The sequence below is a fragment of the Lacihabitans soyangensis genome, from assembly GCF_024343775.1.
GTDB lineage: Bacteria > Bacteroidota > Bacteroidia > Cytophagales > Spirosomataceae > Leadbetterella > Leadbetterella soyangensis.
In genome coordinates this window covers 112,407-132,341 of the sequence record NZ_RJUF01000003.1, presented here as the reverse complement: position 1 = coordinate 132,341, position 19,935 = coordinate 112,407, and the positions used below count along the sequence as shown (strand labels likewise).

Sequence of the window (19,935 nt, the reverse complement as noted above, 5' to 3'; positions counted from 1 at the left end):
GTATGTCGTTAGAAATCAAAGATAATAAAGAAATATGGGACAATTTAATTCGTTTTTTAAAACAAACGACTGGTAAAAAACCATCTGACTTAAACGGAGTTCTATTTTTAATCGGAATTCAGGAATTAGGCAAAGGTAATTTGCGTTTTTCAAAAGAAGAAAAACAAGACCTCATGCACATAGCTATATGCAAAGTGCTAAGTTTAGGTGGTTTTTATGAATTGGACGGAATCGATACAGAAGGCTGGCCGCATTGGAAACTGATAAAACCTTTGCCTTCTTTTGATCTTTTGAGTCAGGAACAATTACTCAAACATTACATAATAGAATACTTTAGAAACGACATTGGCCTACATATATGAAAATCACTACCTTCAACGTAAACGGTATTAGATCTGCCCTGAACAAAGGCCTTGAAGAATGGCTTAAAAGCCACAATCCTGACGTTCTTTGTTTACAAGAAATAAAACTGTCTGAAACTGAGCTGGTAGAACCTATTTTTCAGTCATTGGGTTATCATTGTCTTTGGTATCCGGCACAAAAGAAAGGTTATTCCGGTGTGGGCTTGTTAAGTAAAGAAAAACCACTGGAAGTAAAATATGGTGTTGGTATTCATCAATACGATTCAGAGGGTAGAACCATTACCGCAACTTTTGAAAAGTTTCACGTGATGAGTGCCTACTTTCCTTCGGGGACCACTGGAGATATTAGACAAGAGATAAAAATGGCTTTTCTTGACGATATGTATGACTACATACATTCTTTAGAAAAGTCTGATAAACCTATTTTTGTATGCGGTGATGTAAACATATGCCATACCGAAATAGACATCCATAATCCTAAATCCAACGCCAATACATCTGGTTTCTTACCAAGTGAAAGGGCTTGGGTTGGCAAGTTTCTTGATAGTGGATTTATTGATTGCTTTAGGCTGAAAAACCCTGACCCTCACCATTATACGTGGTGGTCGTATAGGGCAGGAGCGAGGCCTAAAAACTTGGGCTGGCGTATTGATTACATTTTTGTAAACGAGAGCCACAAAAACATAGTTTCGGATTCTACAATACATGCAGATGTGGTCATGTCTGACCATTGCCCTGTTTCAGTGGAGTTGAGTCTATAAATAGAAATATTTCTATATGTTATTGATATTCAATATTTTATGAAAAACAACATTGAGTTTTCAGGCCTTTTAGAGAAGATATCAGAGTTTAAAAGTAAATACTACAAAAATTTACTTTTGAAAGGAGCCCTTATTGGTCTTTCCCTTATTCTGGTTTCCTACATAGTTGTCAATTTTCTTGAATACTTCGGAAGATTCAGCTCTAACTTTCGGGCCATCTTGCTGGTTGGCTTTATAGGGGTGTCGGCCTACACGCTGTTTTTCTATATTCTAAAACCACTTTTTTATTTACTGAATATAAACAAGCCCATATCTGATGAAACTGCCGCAGAACAAATTGGTCAGTTTTTTCCAAATATCAAAGATAAGCTTCTAAATACACTACAGCTTGCGAACGGACTTTCTGATGCCGATAATGCACTTTTAGAAGCCAGCATCGCACAGAAAACCAAAGAACTTAAGTTGGTCAAATTTGCAGATGCCATAAATCTACAGGAAAACAAAAAATATCTTAAATATGCATTGCCACCACTACTGGCAATTTTATTAATCTCTGCGATAGCTCCATCCTTTTTCAAGAGTACAGAACGTATCGTATATTTCAAACGCAACTTCGCCGAGCCTGCTCCATTTCAGTTCGAAATCTTGAACAAAAATCTACAAGCAGTAAAAAACGAAGACTATCAACTAAACTTGAAACTGATAGGCAATTCCCTTCCTGAAGATGTATTCCTAGTCTATAATGACAGAAAATACAAAATGAACCTCAAAGACCCAAGAAACTTTGATTTCGTATTTTCCAAAGTTCAGGAAGAAACCGAATTCCACTTTCTTGCGGGCGGATTTACTTCGAACACTTTCAAGCTCGGTATGATAGCCAGGCCAAGTTTATTGTCGTTCAATGTTCAGCTAAAATATCCAGCTTACTTAAACAAAACTTCAGAAGATTTTGACAACGTTGGTAACCTCATAGTGCCAGAAGGAACCGTTGTGGAGTGGAAATTCAAAACTGACGAAGCCGATTCATTGAATGTAATTTTTGAAGGCTCAAAACCTCTAAAAGTTTCTAAAGGTCTAATAACAGACTTCAACTTTCAAAAAAGATTTGCAAAGTCCCAAAACTACGAGGTACTCCTAAAAAACAAAAATGCTACCACCAACGCAGACAAAATTTCTTATTACATCAATGTAATACCTGACAAGTACCCGCAGATAAGCTTTGAACAAATAAAAGACAGCAGTCTTTACAATTATATCGGAATAGGAGGGAGCATAACAGATGATTACGGCCTTTCTGATTTTAAATTTATGTACCGCACCAAATCGGGCAATACGCCCTTTAAGGCAGTAGATATTCCATTCAACAAAACATCTCTTTCACAAACATTCTTTTATCAAGTAAACATCAACAATCTTGGCTTAGAAAAAAGTGATAAACTAGAATATTATCTCCAAGTTACTGACAACGATGGCGTAAATGGCCGTAAATCTACTAAGTCGGGTACTATGGTTTTTGGAATGCCAACAGCCCAGCAGTTTGACCAAGAGGTAGAAAAACAAATAGAAAAAACAGAAGATAAGTTTGAGGATTTACTTCAAAAGTCCAAGGAATTTAAAAAGGCTCTTGAAAACCTTGAAGCCGATTTAAAGAAGAAAAAAGAAATGGATTTTCAAGACAAAAAAGAGTTTGAGGATCTGTTGAAAAAGAAAGACGAAATGATGAAGGAACTTAAAGATCTTCAAAAACAATTAGAAGATCTCAAAGAAAAGCAAAATAGGTTTGACAAACAAAGTCCAGAATTACAGCAGAAAATGGATCTCCTACAAAAGATGCTAGACGAACTCATGAAAAGTGAGGAAAGTAAAGTATTAGAAGATCTGAAAAAAATGATGGAGGAACAGCTTAATGAAAAATCTTTGGATAAAATGAATGACTTCAAAAAAGACCAAAGAAATATAGATAAGGAGATAGACCGCACCATGAAGCTCTTTAAAGATTTACAACTTAAACAAAAAGTACAAGAGACGGTAAAAGAACTAGAAAAACTTGCTGATAAACAAGAAGAGTTGGCTGAAAAAACCGATAAAGAAAACAAAGAATCGCCAAAAAACGAAGAACTAAAGAAGGAACAAGAAAAACTAAACAAGGAGTTTGAGGAGAAAAAAGAAAAACTAAAAGACATAGAAAAACTGAGTAAAGAACTTAAGAAAGATGTAGACACACAAAAGGAAGACCAAAAAGAAGTCTCTGAAGAGCAGAAAAAAGCTCAAAAGGAGATGGAGAACAAAGATAACAAAGCCGCTAGTAAGGCTCAAAAGAAGGCTTCGAAATCAATGCGTAACATGGCAGCTCAAATGGCCGAAAGCATGCAAGAAGGAGAGATGAAACAACTTGACCTTGACATAGATGCCTTAAGAGATATTCTGGAAAACCTTCTAAAAGTATCACATGACCAAGAAAGAGTAATGAAAAACTTCCGATCAATTTCGGTTTCTGACCCTCGGTTTGTCTCTCTCTCGCAGGAACAATTGAAAATCTCTGACGATGCAAAAGTAGTAGAAGACTCCCTTTACTCACTAGCCAAACGTGTAATGCAAATAGAATCTTTCATAACCAAAGAAGTAACGGATATGAAAAATAGCATTGACGAGTCTGTGAAATTCATCAAAGAGCGTAAAACACCACAGGCCGCATCCAAACAACAATTCTCAATGACATCGATGAATAATCTAGCCTTGATGTTGGGAGATACCTTTAAACAAATGCAACAAATGATGGCCATGTCTATGCCAGGCTCTGGAAAAGGTGGAAAAGATGGCAATGCTCCAAGTGATGGCATGGGCCAAAAACAACAGGAACTTAACAAAAAAATTCAAGGCCTGGGACAATCGGGTCAAGGCGGAAAACAGATGTCTGAGGAATTAGCCAAAATAGCCAACGAGCAAGCGAAGATCAGAAAACAGTTGAAAGACCTACAGGAGCAAATGAATGGTACTGAGCAAGGTAAAAAAATGGGTAATAACCTTGAAGAAATACAAAAGAAAATGGATGAGAGTGAAAACGATTTGGTAAACAAACGTATCACACCTAATCTACTTAAGCGTCAAAAGGAAATTGAAATCAGACTTCTTGAAGCCGAAAAAGCTATAAAAGAACAAGAGTTAGACGCGAAACGTAAATCAAATACTGGTGTTACATTTAATCGTGTCAGCCCACCAGACCTTGAAAAGTTCAGAAAGGAAAAAGAAAAACAGGTGGAATTACTAAGAACTACACCTCCAAACTTTACGCCTTTCTATAAAAAACAAACAGATAGTTATTTCAAAAGAATCAATTAATAAATGTTTCACGTGAAACTATTACGTGCATGTTTCACGTGAAACACAAATATATATGTTCGAAAAATACGATGTAATAGTAGTAGGAGCGGGACATGCCGGCTGTGAAGCCGCTCATGCAGCCGCCACAATGGGTTCAAAAGTTTTACTTATAACTATGAACCTTCAAACCATAGCACAGATGTCTTGTAACCCAGCAATGGGAGGAGTCGCAAAAGGACAAATAGTACGTGAGATAGATGCACTAGGAGGAATGTCGGGTATAGTATCTGACGAGACAATGATACAATTCAGAATGCTCAATCGCTCAAAAGGTCCTGCAATGTGGTCACCTAGGTGTCAATCGAACAGGATGGAGTTTGCATTAAACTGGAGAGATAAACTCGAAAAGAATCAAAATGTGTCGTTCTGGCAAGAAATGGTTACTGGTCTTTTGATTGAAGATAATATAGTAATCGGCGTTAAAACTGCACTAGGTTTAGAAATAAAAGCGACATCTGTAGTCCTGACAAATGGTACTTTCTTAAATGGCAAAATACACATTGGTGAAAAAAACTTCGGTGGTGGACGCACGGGTGAATCGGCAGCATTTGGAATTACTGAACAATTAATAAGCCTAGGTTTCGAATCTGGTAGAATGAAAACAGGAACTCCACCAAGAGTAGACTCTCGTACTGTGAACTACTCGGCAATGGAAGAACAACTAGGCGATGAAAATCCAGAGAAGTTCTCATACACAAATACACCAAAGCTTGTAAACCAAAACAGCTGCTGGATCAGCTACACAAACCTCAGTGTTCACGACGAACTCCGTAAGGGTTTCGATAAATCCCCTATGTTTAACGGTCGTATCCAAGGACTCGGTCCACGTTACTGCCCATCAGTCGAAGACAAAATAAACCGATTTGCCGATAAAGATAGTCACCAAATATTTCTGGAACCCGAGGGAAGAACAACCATAGAAATGTATGTAAATGGATTCTCAACCTCACTTCCAGAAGAAATCCAATTTTCTGCCTTACGTAAAATTCCTGGGTTTGAAAACATAAAAATGCTACGTCCGGGCTATGCCATAGAGTATGATTTCTTTCCACCTACTCAGTTGAAACTAACGCTTGAAACTCATATCATAGAAAATCTATTTTTTGCAGGTCAAATAAATGGTACTACTGGTTATGAAGAGGCAGGTGCCCAAGGACTAATGGCCGGTATAAATGCACATAGAAAATCACACGAACTTGATACTTTTATCTTGAAACGTGATGAAGCATATATAGGTGTATTAATAGATGATCTTGTAAACAAGGGTACCGAAGAACCATATAGAATGTTTACTTCCCGAGCAGAATTCCGAACAATTCTAAGACAGGACAATGCCGATATAAGACTAACAGCCAAAGGCCACGAAATTGGTCTAGCTTCTGATGAAAGACTAACAAATGTCAAAAAGAAAATAGAAAAATCAGAGGAGCTATATAAAATTTTAGGAGAAACAAAAATTAACCCTAACGAGATAAACGAGTTTTTAGAATCTCATAACTCGGCAAGTATCAGAGAAAAAACAACTTTTTACAACCTCTTGAAAAGACCAGAATTGAATATAGAAAATGTTAAAATTGGAAATAGCGTTTTTGAAAGTATAGTAAATGAATATACCAAAGACGAATTAGAACAAACTGAAATAAAAATCAAGTACGAAAAATACATAGAAAAAGAATTACTCCTTGCCGAGAAACTTACCAAGTTTGATGACCTCAAAATCAATCCAGATTTTGACTACGAAAATTTGAAGTCTATTTCAATAGAGGCCAGACAAAAATTAAAAAAACTAAAACCCATTACTTTGGGACAAGCCTCTCGCATAAGCGGAGTTTCACCTGCAGATATATCTGTTATTATGCTTCACCTTGGACGATGAGATACCTAATAATTCTATTCATATCTTACATCTTTTATGGCTGTGCTCAGTTTGTTCCACCAACAGGCGGACCCACCGACCAAGCAGAACCAAAACTATTGGGTTCAGATCCTGTCTCAAAAACCAAAAACTTCAAGGGGAGGACAATTAACATGGAATTCGATGAGTACATAGATATAACGGCACTCAAACAAGAGCTCCTTATTATTCCTGATCCCAATTCCTTGTACGTTATAAAACAAAAGGATAAAAACGTTAAACTAATCTTTGATAAAGACTTCGCTGATAGTACCACCTACACATTTAACTTCAGAAATGGTATTAAAGATTTGAGCGAAAGAAACCCTAGTAAAAACCTCAAGATAGTATTTAGCACAGGCCCAGAAATAGACTCTCTCAAGCTAACAGGGACGATAATAGACCTACAGAACAAGCAGCCTGTTTTAGACGCCCTTGTAGGACTTTACAAGAAAGACACTATACCATTCGGCAAAAAGAAACCAGACTACTTTATAAAAACCGATTCTTCAGGTAAATATGAATTTGAAAACATAAAAGCTGATAAATATTTCTTGATGGCCTTTACGGATAAAAATCAAAATCTCCTATATGACCAAAAAAATGAAAACATTGCATTCAAGAAAGACTCCATTGTCTTAAATCAAAATAAAACCATAGACACACTCGAAACCTATTCAGCTAACTTTACAAAAAACAGAATCAAAAAAAGTATAAGTAGGGAAAGTGAGTTTGTATTACAATTAGACAAACCTATTAAATCTGCGAGTATAAATATTCAGGACAGTGCCTTGGTCTATAATTATGATAAACTGAACATAAATGTTTTCAAACTTTCTTCACCCAAAACAGATACCACATTAACACAAATAATTCTTACCGATTCACTGAATATTTCCGACACCATCAGCCAAAAGATCTATTTTTCATCACCTCTAAAAACTAAAAGAAAAATACAAAGCTTCACTGCTAACAGTAATATTAAAAATGGACAAGAACTCACCAAAAACTTAAAATTCAATTTTCTATTTCAATATCCCATAACTAGATTTGATTCTTCCAAGGTCATTTTCAAAACAGACACGTTACAAATTGAAAAACCAAATTATAAATGGATATCCAAAAATAATCTTGAAGTCAGCCTAACTACCAAAGCCAAGCAACAAACTGAGATAATATTTCCTTCCAACATCCTTGAAAATTATAAGGGCGATACCAATTCCATCTTTGCAATAAAAAATCCCATCCTAGGCCCAGACGACCTAGGAACCATGGAAGGAAATACAATAACAGACAAAGGCACAAAAATTGCACAATTGATAAATGAAGATTCTGGCTTAGTAACCGATACACAAGTATTCACAAATAAATTTTATTTTAAAAATATCATTCCCGGCTCATACCTCGTTAAAATAATTTTTGATGAAAACCAGAATGGTATTTGGGATCCAGGAAATATTAAAACTTTAAAACTACCCGAAAGAGTGTTAATAAGTAAGGAATCAATTCGTGTAAGAGCAAATTTTGAACTAAAAGATCAAAAAATAGAGTAACATGTGGATAAGCCTGTGTAAAACCTCGTATAAATGTGGATTAAAGCGTGGGTAATCAAAGTTAAAAACATAGTTTCAAGAATATATTGTCACAATAACCAATAAAAGAATATAACTAACAACTTAGAGAAAATTACTAACAGGAATCAAACAATCAAAAAGCATAATAAACTTGTTAATTAAATTTAATAATAAATTAACATTCAAAGCTAAAAAACTTAAAAACAAGCGTTTATATGTGGATAAAGGAATAACTTATCCACAGAAAACTTAAGAAATAAACATTTATATTTACCAAATAAAGTATTCCACTTATTCACAGACATAATAATTAATAACAATAATTTATATTAATAATCTTCTTTTATATTATATGAATTCTAAAATAAGAAAAACTATTTTCATTTGGCTCGCCGTTTGTTTTTCTGTGGCTGCACAAGAAATGGAATTAGCGAACACGTATTATAAGCAAGGAGAGTACGACAAAGCCGCGGAAATATACAAGAAGCTCAGCAACAATAAAGATCAAGCCAGATTAATCCACAATGATTATCTAGTCACTATGATTAAGTTGAAAGACATACCCTCAGCTGAAAAATTCTTAAAGACACAGATTAAGAACAATAGTAATCTGTTGTCTTATAGAGCAGATTTGGCTCAATTGTTTGAAATATCCGGCAGAACAGACCTAGCGAACCAAGAGTACGATAAACTCATAGAGGAAGCCTCAAAAACGGACGCTTATGTGTATGAGCTACAGAATTTCTTCTATAAAGCCAATAAAATAGATTTTGCAGTGCGACTATTGCTCACTGCCAGAACTAAAAGTAAAGATCCGTTCAAATTCGATACGCAGCTGGCCAGAGCATATCTCTATCTAGACCAAAAGGATAAGATGCTCGAAGAGGTGCTTGGCTTTGGCCAGAGGAGCAAGAACTACTCGTATGTACAGGCTACCATTCAAGACAACATTAAAAGCGATAAGGAGATAGATATGCTCGAAAAAATGCTTTACGCTAAAATTCAAGCAGAACCCAACGAAACTTTTAATATTGAAATTCTGATCTGGCATTTTACCCAAAAAGCAGACTATGCCCGTGCGTTTATACAAGCTCGTGCCTTAGATAGACGTGAAAAACTCAATGGCTTCAAGGTATTCGAACTTGCTGGTCAGAGTTTTAACGCCAAAGATTTCAAAAACTCTTCCAAAATGTATCAGTACATAATGGAGGAATATCCCGACGGCGAACTGTATCCTTATGCTCGTAGGTGGTTGATTCAGAGCAAAGAAGAGTTGGTAAAAACTACTTTTCCTATTGATAATCAACAGATTAAGGACTTGATCAATCAATATCAACAGATGATTGTAGATGTGGGCATCAATCCCAAAACAGTTGACGCTTTACGCAATATGGCCCTTTTAAACGCCTTTTATTTACAAGACCACAACAAGGCCATAGAGATACTCGAATCGGCCATTGCAGGGGCTGGAAACAACCAAAAATTCAAGGATCAGTGCAAACTCGACCTTGGAGATATCTATATTCTTAAAGATGAGCCTTGGGAGTCTACACTATTGTACATGCAAGTGGAAAAGTCGCAGAAAGAGGACAATTTGGGTGAAATAGCCAAGCTTAAAAATGCAAAACTTCAATATTACACAGGTCAGTTTGAACTTTCCAAAGAAATATTGGATGTTCTCAAGAAAGCCACAACCAGAGAAATATCGAACGATGCAATGCAGCTGAGTCTTTTGATTCAGGACAATACAGGTTTGGATACTTCTGAAGTGGCTATGGCTGATTTTTCTAAAATAGACTTACTGATATTCCAAAATAGATACGAGGAGAGTGTTGTTAAGCTAAATGAGCTTTTCAAACAGTATAAAAGCCATAGTTTGGCGGACGAAATTCTTTGGCTAAAGGCAAATACCTTACTGAAAATCAATAGGATAGATGAGGCCGTAGCAGATTTGAAAAGTATTTTAGAAAACTACAAATACGATATTTTGGCTGACGATGCCTTGTTTACTTTGGCCAAAATAACCGAAGAAAACATCAAGGATAAAGAAAAAGCCATGGAATACTACAGACAATTGCTTAAAGATTATCCAGGTAGTATTTATGGTGCACAGTCAAGAATTCGTTTCAGAGAATTGCGTGGAGATATTGTTAATTAATTCATTAACAATGTTTTATATGTTGATAACTATACGTATTATCATTTAAATACTTGAATAGAAATCAATAAAACTTTGTTCGAATTAAATTTTCAAGAAGTCAATATCACATTTTCAATTTCTGTTAAACGATTAAAAATAAATAAAAATGGTTCATTATATCAGCCAGCACTGTTTGAACGCAATTAAAATTCTCTTTCGAAAATATTTTATACATAAACTACTTACTAAGAGAATTTTAAGTGCGTGAGTTTGCTGGGTGCTGTTTTTTTTGGTGGTACGCCACTCCGATTCGTTTTTTTTCGAACGGTGCCACGACTGGCAAAAATGAAGGCCCCACCGGCGAGGTGACGCCAGTGAAATATATGGTGTTTTTTGATTTGAAGATTGACTTTGACTATTGCGGGTATATTTTTTAATGAAATTGATTTTAGTCGGATGTCAGTAATTATCTTTGAAAAAAAATAGATTCTGAATGAGCAATTCTATCAAAATATTATTTGCTTCTCTGCTTTTAAACAATTTATCATTTGCTCAGAGCAATAAATGTCTGATGACCGAAATGCTCTTGACAAAGGATAATCAGCCGATTAACAAGATATTGATTCAGTACGATAAATTCGATAATATACTTTCTAAAGAAACCATTCAGTATTACGATGGAGTAGGGGTAAGCTCTCGTGTTAGTCATGAGTATAATGCCAAAAACAAACCAGTAAAAACAGATTATTTTTTTAGAAATCAACTCACAAGAACTGTCAATAAAACGTATGACAATGCAGGTAACCTTTTGAGTGAATCAGAGTCAAAAGAAAGTAAAGTTACCAACAGAGCCATTAAGTTAGACAATAAATTAGAGCAGGTTTTTCTAAACGAAGACGGTTCTATTTCGGCAAAACATATTTCAGAAATAAATGCCAATACAGAGTCTATCACGAAATATGATGCCCAAAACAACATACTCTCCAGTGAGAAAAAGATACTATCCACATCTGGAAAAGTTGTGGAAAACCAGTATGAAGACTTCTTAGGTAAAGTAAAAAAGACCGAGAAATTTCAGTTCAATTCAGAAGATAAAATGACCCGTTCTGAAAATTATCTTGACGGTATTTTGGAGAGTTACAGCATCTATGACTATGCAGATGGCAACCTAATTAAAGTCATGGCTTTCACAAAAAACAACCAAGAAGATTATCGTTTGGAATACAATTACACTGGCAAAAATCAAACCGAGGTGCTAAGTTATTACCGAAACGAACTGGCAAACAGAAAAGTAAAAGAGTACGACGCAAATAACAATTGCATAAAGGAAACCAGCTTTAACAGAGATGGTCAAATCATAAACGTAGCAACATTTAAATATACTTGTAAATAATAAAGATGGATTTTGTAGCAGAGATAAACAGACTTAAAAAAGAGAAAAACGCCGTAATACTAGCACATTATTACCAAACAGCCGACATTCAGGATGTGGCCGATTACATTGGTGATAGCTTGGGACTTTCGCAAGAAGCCGCTAAAACTGAAGCTGATTTGATAGTTTTTGCTGGGGTAAAATTCATGGCAGAAACTGCCAAAATCCTTTCGCCAAACAAAAAAGTCGTTTTGCCAGATATGAATGCAGGCTGTTCGCTTGAAGAATCTGCTCCTGCTGATAAGTTCAAAGCATTCAAAGCAAATTATCCTGATGCCGTCGTGATTTCTTATGTCAATTGTTCAGCAGAACTCAAAACACTCACGGACATAGTTTGTACCAGTACCAATGCCATCAAAATAGTGGAAAGCGTACCGGCCGACAAACAAATCATATTTGCACCAGACAAAAACCTGGGCGGATATATCAACCGGGTAACTGGCCGAAACATGATACTTTGGGACGGAGCGTGTATGGTTCATGAGGCATTTTCAGCGAGAATGTTGAAGGATATGAAAGAAAAATATCCTGAAGCCTGCGTTATTGCCCACCCAGAATCAGAGAAACCAGTTTTAGATCTTGCAGAATACATCGGTTCTACCACAGGATTATTGAAATATACCATCAACAGCCCGAAAAAAGAATTCATAGTAGCCACCGAATCAGGCATTTTGCACCAAATGCAGAAAGCTTCTCCAGATAAAGTGTTCCACGTGGCACCAACTTCTAAAGACGGTCGTGCATGTCAAGCATGTCAAGATTGCCCGCACATGAAGCTCAATACCATGGAGAAACTTTATAATTGCTTGAAAGACGAAACCCCAGAGATTATTTTACCAGAAAAAACCATAAAAGACGCCAGAGCAGCCATAGATCGCATGTTGGAGATCTCGGCTAGGTTTGGGTTATAAAACACAAAAAAGCATGTCACAGAGCCCATTACAACTAAAAAACATACTCTTTCTCGATATCGAGACAGTGTCGCTTACAGAAAACTTTTCGGAGTTGCCCGAAAGGCTTAAAGACCATTGGAGACGAAAAGCTAGCAAACTCAAAAATGAGGGTGAGCTAGAGCCTGAGGATTTGTATTTCGAAAGAGCGGCCATCTACGCCGAGTTTGGGAAAGTGATATGCATTGGGGTAGGAGGGTTTTATGAGCAAGACACCAAGTTCAGAGCCAAAACTTTGGTCAATACTGATGAAAAACTATTGTTGCTCGAATTTAAAAACCTTTTGGAAGAACACACTGCCAAAGGAAATCTGATACTTTGTGCCCACAACGGCCGAGAGTTTGACTTCCCGTATTTGTGCCGACGGATGCTCATCAATGGTATAAAATTACCTGCGGTTTTAGACATAACCGGCAAAAAGCCATGGGAAGTAATGCACATAGACACCCTTGAATTCTGGAAATTTGGCGACTATAAAAACTATACCTCACTCGACCTGCTCGCCTCAGTTTTCGACATCCCAGGCTCCAAAAGCCTCATGGATGGCTCAGAAGTAAACCCCAACTATTACCACCAAAAAAACCTCTCCAAAATAGCCGAATATTGCCGCGAAGACGTTGTAGTCCTAGCACAATTATACCTCAAAATGAATGGGAGGGACATTTTGGAGGAAGGGAGTATTTATAGGGTATAAGATTGAAAATTAACCAGATAAGGTCAGTACCACAGGTCGGACCTGAGAATGTTGGCAAAATGTATTAAAAAGAAAGGAATTATGACTTGTAACAAAATTCTCTTTCTGTTTCACTTCGGTCAAAGACCGAAATACACACGTACGAAGGTCGGATCCTTCGCACAGCGATTAGCACCTGTTGTGTGAAGGATATTTCCCTTGTAGGTGGGAGTGTCGAGCCACCCGATAACTATTTGTTTCATTTGCAGAAAATTCATCTGTAATAAAATAAATAGGAAATAGCCAGCTTTAGTAAGGCAATTGAGTACGAACCGACGTTATTTAGGTTTCACTCCCAAGAAAAGAAGGAATATAAATAATACACATCAAAAGTTCCGAAAATGGTATTTTGCGAGGACGATTTAAATTTTAAATTCAAATTATAAAAAATGAGGATAAACCCCAAAATACAGATGATTATATCCATAGCTCTTTTGTCTGGATTGGTAGCTTTTTTTTATTTACAAAAAGCTAATGTGGATAAAAAACGTTTGCAAAATGGAAGAATAATTGTTGGTCAAATAACAGGGGTTACCGAGTATTCTAAAACCAGATCAGCCGTTATTGTTGAATTTGAATACAAAAGAAAAAAATATAGTATTTTAAATCCAACTCATTGCTTTAAGCCTTCAGACAGTTTGTATATTAACAATTTGAAAATTGAAGTATTTTGTGACACAGTAAACCCGAAGGAATCAATTGGTTTACTGTCACGGACAGACTATGATAGATATAACTTATACTATTCTAAATACGTTAACACAATTGAAAAATTAAAGAAATGTAAATGATAAAATAACAAGAGTTCTGATATGGAGTTTATAAAAAGGGTTAAGTTTTGAAATTATTCTAAATGAAATATTTAATATTGTTTGTTTTTATTTTAAGTTCTTGCCGTTCAGATTCAGAAAACAAACAAGATGATGAATGCCCAGATAAGCCTATTTATACATCTTATCTTTTGAAGGTAGATTCTTTGGGAGAAGCTTATTCTTTATCATTTGATATAGAAAAAATAGATACGTCCTTGCTTAATGGAGTTATCGTAAAACAGTTTTTTGGAATTAATAACATGCTCATCAATCATTCGTTCTATTTTCCCATTCTGAAGAAAATGGGTCATAATGTTTTTTTTTCAAATGAAATTTGCGAACTCAATGGGGCACTTAAGATTTTTTATTTCGGAAAGAAACCTGATATTCAAGTTATTCACAAAAAAAGCAATATTTGTTATAATCGTATTAGAGATAATTTTTACTGCTACATCATACCTTGTGATAAAGTTGGAATATTAAAAGTAAATATTTTGAAAAATGGCGAAGTACTTAATGAATGTATTTTTGATGTAGTAAAAAATAAAGAAATAGATGAAATGAATTTGTTTGAAAATTTTTCTAGATTACTAGACTATTCAGTAGAAGAGGGAGGTTTAGATTCAATAAGAAAAGCTAGATTGCTAAAAAAGGATTTTTAACATTTATAATTGGTTCGTAATAGCGTTTGTATGCCTTCTTAAATTGGTAAAGAGGGCGAAACCCACAGAAACCTAGTTGTACGAAGAATGTTTCCTTTATATGTCACTAAAGCGTACCGATAGTTATCTGATTACGCTCAGAAAACGTGAGAAAATTAGGAAAACCAATTCCATTAGAAAGAAAATGCAAACACTAAAAACCTTACTATCTCTCCTAATTCTCTCCACAAACCCACTATTTGCCCAACAAAAGCAAGTCTGTTTCAGCATTGATGACCTCCCTGTGGTGAATTACGGAATAAATACGCCTGAATTTCATAATCAAATCACAGACAAATTATTATCAGGCTTAAAAAAGTATGATATACAGGCCATTGGTTTTGTAAACGAAGGTAAAATGTATGATGCCAAAGGGAAAGTCATTGCTTTTAAAAAGGCGAATCTCGAGAAATGGTTGAAATATGGAATGGATTTGGGCAATCATACGCTATTCCACAAAGATTTCAACAATGTGGATTTTAGTGATTATATGGCCAAAATACTGAAAGGAGAGAAAATCACCAAAGCATTGCTTCGCAAATACAACAAGGAAATGAAGTACTTCAGGCATCCATTTTTGCATGTCGGAGCTACCAAAAATCGGGCAGATTCTTTAGAAAACTTCCTCAAAAAGCACAATTATATCACCGCCCCAGTTACTATTGATAACGAAGATTACCTCTTTGCAAATGCCTACCAAAAAGCCTTGATAAAGAAAGATACGGTTTTAGCCCAAACGATAGGAAAAGACTATATCAGCTACATGGAGCAAAAGATATTTTACTACGAAAAGATGTCTCATGCACTTTTTGGTAGACAAATTCCACAAATATTGCTGATTCACGCCAACCTTCTAAATGCAGATTATATCCAAGCTTTAGCCGAAATATATACCAAAAACGGCTATAAATTTACCTCAATGGACCAAACAATGGCCGATGAAGCTTATAAAACACCCATAACAAAATTTGGTAGGTGCGGCATTTCGTGGCTTGACCGCTGGGCCATTTCACAAGGCAAAACAGGTGATTTCTTCAAAGGTGACCCAGAAACACCAAAATATGTGACTGACATAAGCAATCAGAGGTAATTCAAGAGTAAGGTAAGTACCGCAGGCCGGACCTGAAAAAGGATAAAGCCTAGAAACACATTCGGATAAAGCATGAATTTTAGACAGGTCTGACCTTAGGTACCGACCTACAATATTTAAACACCCTCAGGCACTCCGTCTACCCATATTCAATGCTGGCAAGCTTTCCATGATATTAGTTTGGCGATGTTGCAGCCCCCAGGTTATCATAGACTCCATCACTAGGTGCAATTCTCGGCCAGAAGGCGTGAGTTCGTATTCTACAGTCACAGGTGTGGTGTTATAAACCGTGCGAGTCACTATGCCATTTACTTCCAAGTCTTTGAGTTCTTGAGAAAGCATTCTGGGGGTTATTTTGCTTATTTCCCTTTCTATTTCCTTAAATCGTTTCTTGCCAAAAAGGAGGGTGCCTATGATGGGCATTTTCCATTTTCCGTGAAATGCATTTAGAGTGTCTTGGACTGCCAAAACATAGGATACCGGACACTTCTTTACGTTTTCGAGTTTTTCAAAGAATTTCATCTCGCTGATAATCAAATAACTATACTTTTTGATATCGCTATACTAAAGTATACTGATATATTTTATATAGCAAATGTAATATACTTTTGGACATTAATAATTAAAACGAACAGAAAAATGATACTAGTAACAGGAGCAAGCGGACAACTTGGGCAAATTGTGATTGAAAAGCTGGCAGAGACCTTGCCAACCAACCAGATAGCAGCTTTGGTGAGAGACCCCTCAAAGGCAGAGCATTTAGCAGCAAAAGGAATAGAGATTAGGGTGGGAGATTATCATAGTAAAGAAAGCCTTAAAACAGCATTTCAAAATGTCGAAAAACTACTTTTGATATCCTCAAACGATTTTAATGACCGTATTGGGCAACACAAAAATGCTGTTGATGCCGCTGTAGAGGCTGGAGTAAAACACATATTTTACACAGGCGTAAGTATGAATGATATCCAGACATCACCACTGAAGCCATTTTTGGAGGACCATTATCTCACCGAAGACTACATAAAGGCGAGTGGCCTTAAGTACACATTTCTTGAAAATGGACTATATGCCGAGGTGTTACCTATGTTTTTGGGTGAGAATGTAACAGAAACGGGGGTATTTTTTCCGGCAGGAGAGGGAAAAGTTGCCTTTGCGACCAGAAAAGATTTGGGTGAAGCAGCTGCCCATATTTTGTTAGGCCATGGACACGAAAACCAAACATATAAACTTACAGGAGCCGTGGCATATTCATTCGACGAGGTCGCCAGTACCTTGTCTGAACTTTCGGGTAAAAATGTACCTTACATCAGCCCAGAGCCAGAAGTTTTTGTTGAAACTTTAAAGCAGTTTGGTTTGCCAGAGCCTATTATCCAAATGTCACTTGGTTTTGCATTGGGCATGAAAAACAACGATTTTGATAAGCCTTATGATGCTTTAGAGAAGTTTTTGGGAAGAAAACCGACATCAGTTAAGGATTTCTTGAAAGAAGCGTACAAACTTTAATTTTGATAAAATAGATTTCCACATACCTTGTGTGGAAATCTCCCTTTTATATCGAAAACCCTAAACTCATCCCAAAAATATTGGTTGAGCCAGTTATTGGATTCCAAGAGAAACTTCCTTTGTAATATTTAGGGGTATATTGAACTTTCAAAAAAACCACTTTGGGTTTAGGTGGAATATCAAAAACAACTTGTTGACGAAGGCCAATAATTCCCGAAAAATTATGTCTAGGCTCTGAAATTCCATAAAATACTGGTGTATAAGCAGCTCCAACTTCAGCAAACCACTCAACTGATATTTTAGATGGAGTGGATTTACATTTCAACGAAACCCGCTGTTTAATTCTTCGTTTGAGATTATTTACCAAAAAGTTTTGTGTAACTGACATGGGCAAAGAAAGTCCATTATCGCTCCAACCAAATCTATCTCTATTTTTTGACCCAGGCACAAAGCCTATTCCGTAACGGATATCAGTAAAAGACTTCATTCGGCGATTAACCGCATGATCCATGTTCAAAGAAAAAATGGGACTAACTGCGAAGGTTTCGAGAAAAATAGCCTTTTGGTATCTGGTACGATACGAGATTTGGCCAATTCCTTCCAATGAAAAAATCAGGATTAAAAGTGTATATAAGATTTTTTTCACAAAAAATTTATGGGTAATAAAGCACTGTTGCTAGCCAAAAATCCGTCTCGATTGATTCTCAAAAGAATATAGACAGAAAACTGCCAGATTTTTTAGATGATAAAACGTTCGATGCTGAAACTTATTTTAGGCTCTAACGTTTCTATACCGTCTACAAAATGTATTCTAAAGGTAAAAGTTTCATTTGAAAATATAGATGTTTGTTTTGAAAAAAATGCAAATCTTGATTAAATGGCTTGTAAACGCATCTTTAAAATACTGGTTTAGACAAAAAATTAGGTAATTTGCGTTCTTAAATGTATTAATTGTCATAAAATTAAATGAATTATCAAAACGATAAAAAGTCAATAATTTTACCCATTGCGGTAGCGGTTTCGTTGGTTTTGGGGATATTCTTGGGAGCAACTTTTTTTGGAAAGAAGACCTTTATTTCGAATGCTGGCGGCACAAGCTCAGTTTTTAAAGAAGTGCTGATGCACATCAACAAAAGCTATGTGGATGAAGTAAACATCGACTCGCTTTCGCAGTATGGCATAGAAAAAATGCTTGAAAAATTGGATCCTCACACTGCATTTTTACCACCACAAGATGCCGAGCTGGCCAGTGCAGATTTGCACAATGGTTTTGACGGAATAGGAGTGGAGTTCAACATTTTTAATGATTCGCTCTTTGTGGTTTCACCTTTGGTTGGAGGTCCATCAGAAGCCATTGGAATTAAAACAGGCGATATTATTCTCAAAGCCGATACGGTTAACCTAACTGGAAAAAATCTGAATTCCAATGTTGTTTTTAAAAGCCTTCGAGGTCCTAGAAACTCTATTGTAAAGTTGACCATAAAAAGAAAAGGAACAAAAAACCTTTTATCTTTCAATGTAAAAAGAGACAAAATACCAACATACTCAATAGATGCCGCCTACATGATGCCCGACAAAAAAACGGGTTACATAAAAGTGAATCGCTTTGCCGAAACCACCTACGATGAGTTTAAGGCACATTTGGGATCCTTGAAATCGAAGGGAATGACCCAGTTGATGATTGACCTGAGAGGAAATCCAGGTGGATATATGGACCGAGCCACAGATATGGTGGACGAGTTGGTGGGCGGAAATGATGTCATAGTTTATACCAAAGGAAAAGATCGGTCAAATAATTACGAAGTAAAAGCTTCAAAGTCGGGCATATTTGAGAAGGGAAAAATAGTAGTGTTGGTGGATGAAGGCAGTGCTTCGGCTTCCGAGATTGTGAGTGGAGCCTTGCAAGATTTTGATCGTGCGACTATTGTAGGAAGAAGAACATTCGGAAAGGGCCTTGTGCAAGCACCTATCCAACTTTCGGATGGTTCTGAGTTGCGTTTGACCATTTCAAGATATTACATTCCAAGCGGTAGAAGTATCCAAAAACCCTACGAACTTGGCAAGTCTGAAGATTATATGGAAGACATGCACAACCGATACGCAAGCAAAGAACTTTTTGTTAAAGACAGCATAAAGTCTAACCAAAAACTGAAATTCAAAACCAAAGGTGGCAGGACAGTTTATGGCGGAGGTGGTGTAACACCGGACGTATTTGTGCCACAAGACACCAGCTACTATACGGGGTATTTGGTGGATATGTTTGCCAAAAACATCTTTAGGGAATACAGTTTGAACTACACCGTCCAAAACACTGCAAAGCTGCAAGCAATGGGTTTTGATACTTACCTTAAAAATTTCCAAGTCGACGATAAAATGCTCTCTGATATGAAAGCAATAGGGGCAAAAAACCAGGTAAAGTTCTCAGAAAAGGATTACCAGAAATCGAAAGAATTTATAAAAACGCACGTAAAGGCTCTGATTGCTAGAAATGTTTGGAAAAACAACGAGAAAAGTGGCCTTACCAATGAGTTTTACCAGATTATCAATCAAGACGACAGTATGATAAAAATAGGAATGAGTAAGTTTTGATTTTAATAAAAGA

General features: G+C 36.3%; 16 protein-coding genes. 14 read left to right on the top strand and 2 right to left on the bottom strand.

Going from position 1 to position 19,935, the window contains the following annotated elements; genetic code table 11:
- Positions 1-2: 2 nt before the first annotated feature.
- The 12 genes from EGI31_RS02595 to EGI31_RS02540 all read left to right on the top strand — a co-directional run bounded on the left by EGI31_RS02595 (position 3) and on the right by EGI31_RS02540 (position 15,830).
- Complete coding sequence (locus EGI31_RS02595; protein ID WP_255035576.1) at positions 3-362, top strand: hypothetical protein; 360 nt, start codon at positions 3-5, stop codon at positions 360-362.
- Positions 359-1,123, top strand: coding sequence for an exodeoxyribonuclease III (locus EGI31_RS02590; RefSeq protein ID WP_255035575.1), 765 nt, complete (start codon positions 359-361; stop codon positions 1,121-1,123). The genes EGI31_RS02595 and EGI31_RS02590 overlap by 4 nt, the downstream gene beginning before the upstream one ends.
- 39 nt (positions 1,124-1,162) lie before the next feature.
- Positions 1,163-4,462 carry a DUF4175 family protein gene (locus tag EGI31_RS02585; protein WP_255035574.1) on the top strand — a complete coding sequence of 1,100 codons (3,300 nt, stop codon included), beginning with the start codon at positions 1,163-1,165 and terminating at the stop codon, positions 4,460-4,462.
- A 55-nt stretch (positions 4,463-4,517) separates the two neighbouring features.
- On the top strand, positions 4,518-6,380 hold the full coding sequence (gene mnmG / locus EGI31_RS02580) for a tRNA uridine-5-carboxymethylaminomethyl(34) synthesis enzyme MnmG (RefSeq protein ID WP_255035573.1): 1,863 nt from the start codon (positions 4,518-4,520) through the stop codon (positions 6,378-6,380).
- Positions 6,377-7,951, top strand: coding sequence for an Ig-like domain-containing domain (locus tag EGI31_RS02575; protein ID WP_255035572.1), 1,575 nt, complete (start codon positions 6,377-6,379; stop codon positions 7,949-7,951). Before mnmG ends, EGI31_RS02575 begins: the two co-directional genes overlap by 4 nt.
- 373 nt (positions 7,952-8,324) lie before the next feature.
- Complete coding sequence (locus EGI31_RS02570) at positions 8,325-10,130, top strand: tetratricopeptide repeat protein (protein ID WP_255035571.1); 1,806 nt, start codon at positions 8,325-8,327, stop codon at positions 10,128-10,130.
- 475 nt (positions 10,131-10,605) lie between these two features.
- Positions 10,606-11,505: a hypothetical protein gene (locus EGI31_RS02565; protein ID WP_255035570.1), complete on the top strand. Its 900-nt coding sequence runs from the start codon at positions 10,606-10,608 to the stop codon at positions 11,503-11,505.
- Between the two features lie 5 nt (positions 11,506-11,510).
- On the top strand, positions 11,511-12,455 hold the full coding sequence (gene nadA, locus EGI31_RS02560) for a quinolinate synthase NadA (RefSeq protein WP_255035569.1): 945 nt from the start codon (positions 11,511-11,513) through the stop codon (positions 12,453-12,455).
- A gap of 13 nt (positions 12,456-12,468) precedes the next feature.
- Positions 12,469-13,188 (top strand): 3'-5' exonuclease, encoded by a 720-nt coding sequence (locus EGI31_RS02555; RefSeq protein WP_255035568.1) that lies wholly within the window; start codon positions 12,469-12,471, stop codon positions 13,186-13,188.
- Between the two features lie 428 nt (positions 13,189-13,616).
- Positions 13,617-14,018: a hypothetical protein gene (locus EGI31_RS02550; RefSeq protein ID WP_255035567.1), complete on the top strand. Its 402-nt coding sequence runs from the start codon at positions 13,617-13,619 to the stop codon at positions 14,016-14,018.
- Positions 14,019-14,080: 62 nt separating this feature from the next.
- Positions 14,081-14,701 carry a hypothetical protein gene (locus EGI31_RS02545; RefSeq protein WP_255035566.1) on the top strand — a complete coding sequence of 207 codons (621 nt, stop codon included), beginning with the start codon at positions 14,081-14,083 and terminating at the stop codon, positions 14,699-14,701.
- A gap of 100 nt (positions 14,702-14,801) precedes the next feature.
- Positions 14,802-15,830: a polysaccharide deacetylase family protein gene (locus EGI31_RS02540; protein WP_255035565.1), complete on the top strand. Its 1,029-nt coding sequence runs from the start codon at positions 14,802-14,804 to the stop codon at positions 15,828-15,830.
- Positions 15,831-15,956: 126 nt separating this feature from the next.
- Here the strand turns inward: EGI31_RS02540 and EGI31_RS02535 are convergent, their stop codons facing one another.
- Positions 15,957-16,352 (bottom strand): winged helix-turn-helix transcriptional regulator, encoded by a 396-nt coding sequence (locus EGI31_RS02535; RefSeq protein WP_255035564.1) that lies wholly within the window; start codon positions 16,350-16,352, stop codon positions 15,957-15,959.
- A gap of 117 nt (positions 16,353-16,469) precedes the next feature.
- Between EGI31_RS02535 and EGI31_RS02530 the strand changes: the two genes are divergently transcribed.
- Positions 16,470-17,333, top strand: a complete 864-nt coding sequence (locus EGI31_RS02530) for an SDR family oxidoreductase (protein WP_255035562.1) — start codon at positions 16,470-16,472, stop codon at positions 17,331-17,333.
- A gap of 46 nt (positions 17,334-17,379) precedes the next feature.
- Here EGI31_RS02530 and EGI31_RS02525 read toward each other — a convergent pair whose 3' ends face one another.
- On the bottom strand, positions 17,380-17,979 hold the full coding sequence (locus EGI31_RS02525; protein WP_255035561.1) for a hypothetical protein: 600 nt from the start codon (positions 17,977-17,979) through the stop codon (positions 17,380-17,382).
- 320 nt (positions 17,980-18,299) lie between these two features.
- On the opposite strand from EGI31_RS02525, the gene EGI31_RS02520 reads away from it, so the two are divergent.
- The gene (locus EGI31_RS02520; RefSeq protein ID WP_255035560.1) at positions 18,300-19,922 is read left to right on the top strand and encodes a S41 family peptidase; all 1,623 of its coding nucleotides are present in this window, start codon (positions 18,300-18,302) and stop codon (positions 19,920-19,922) included.
- Positions 19,923-19,935: the final 13 nt, after the last annotated feature.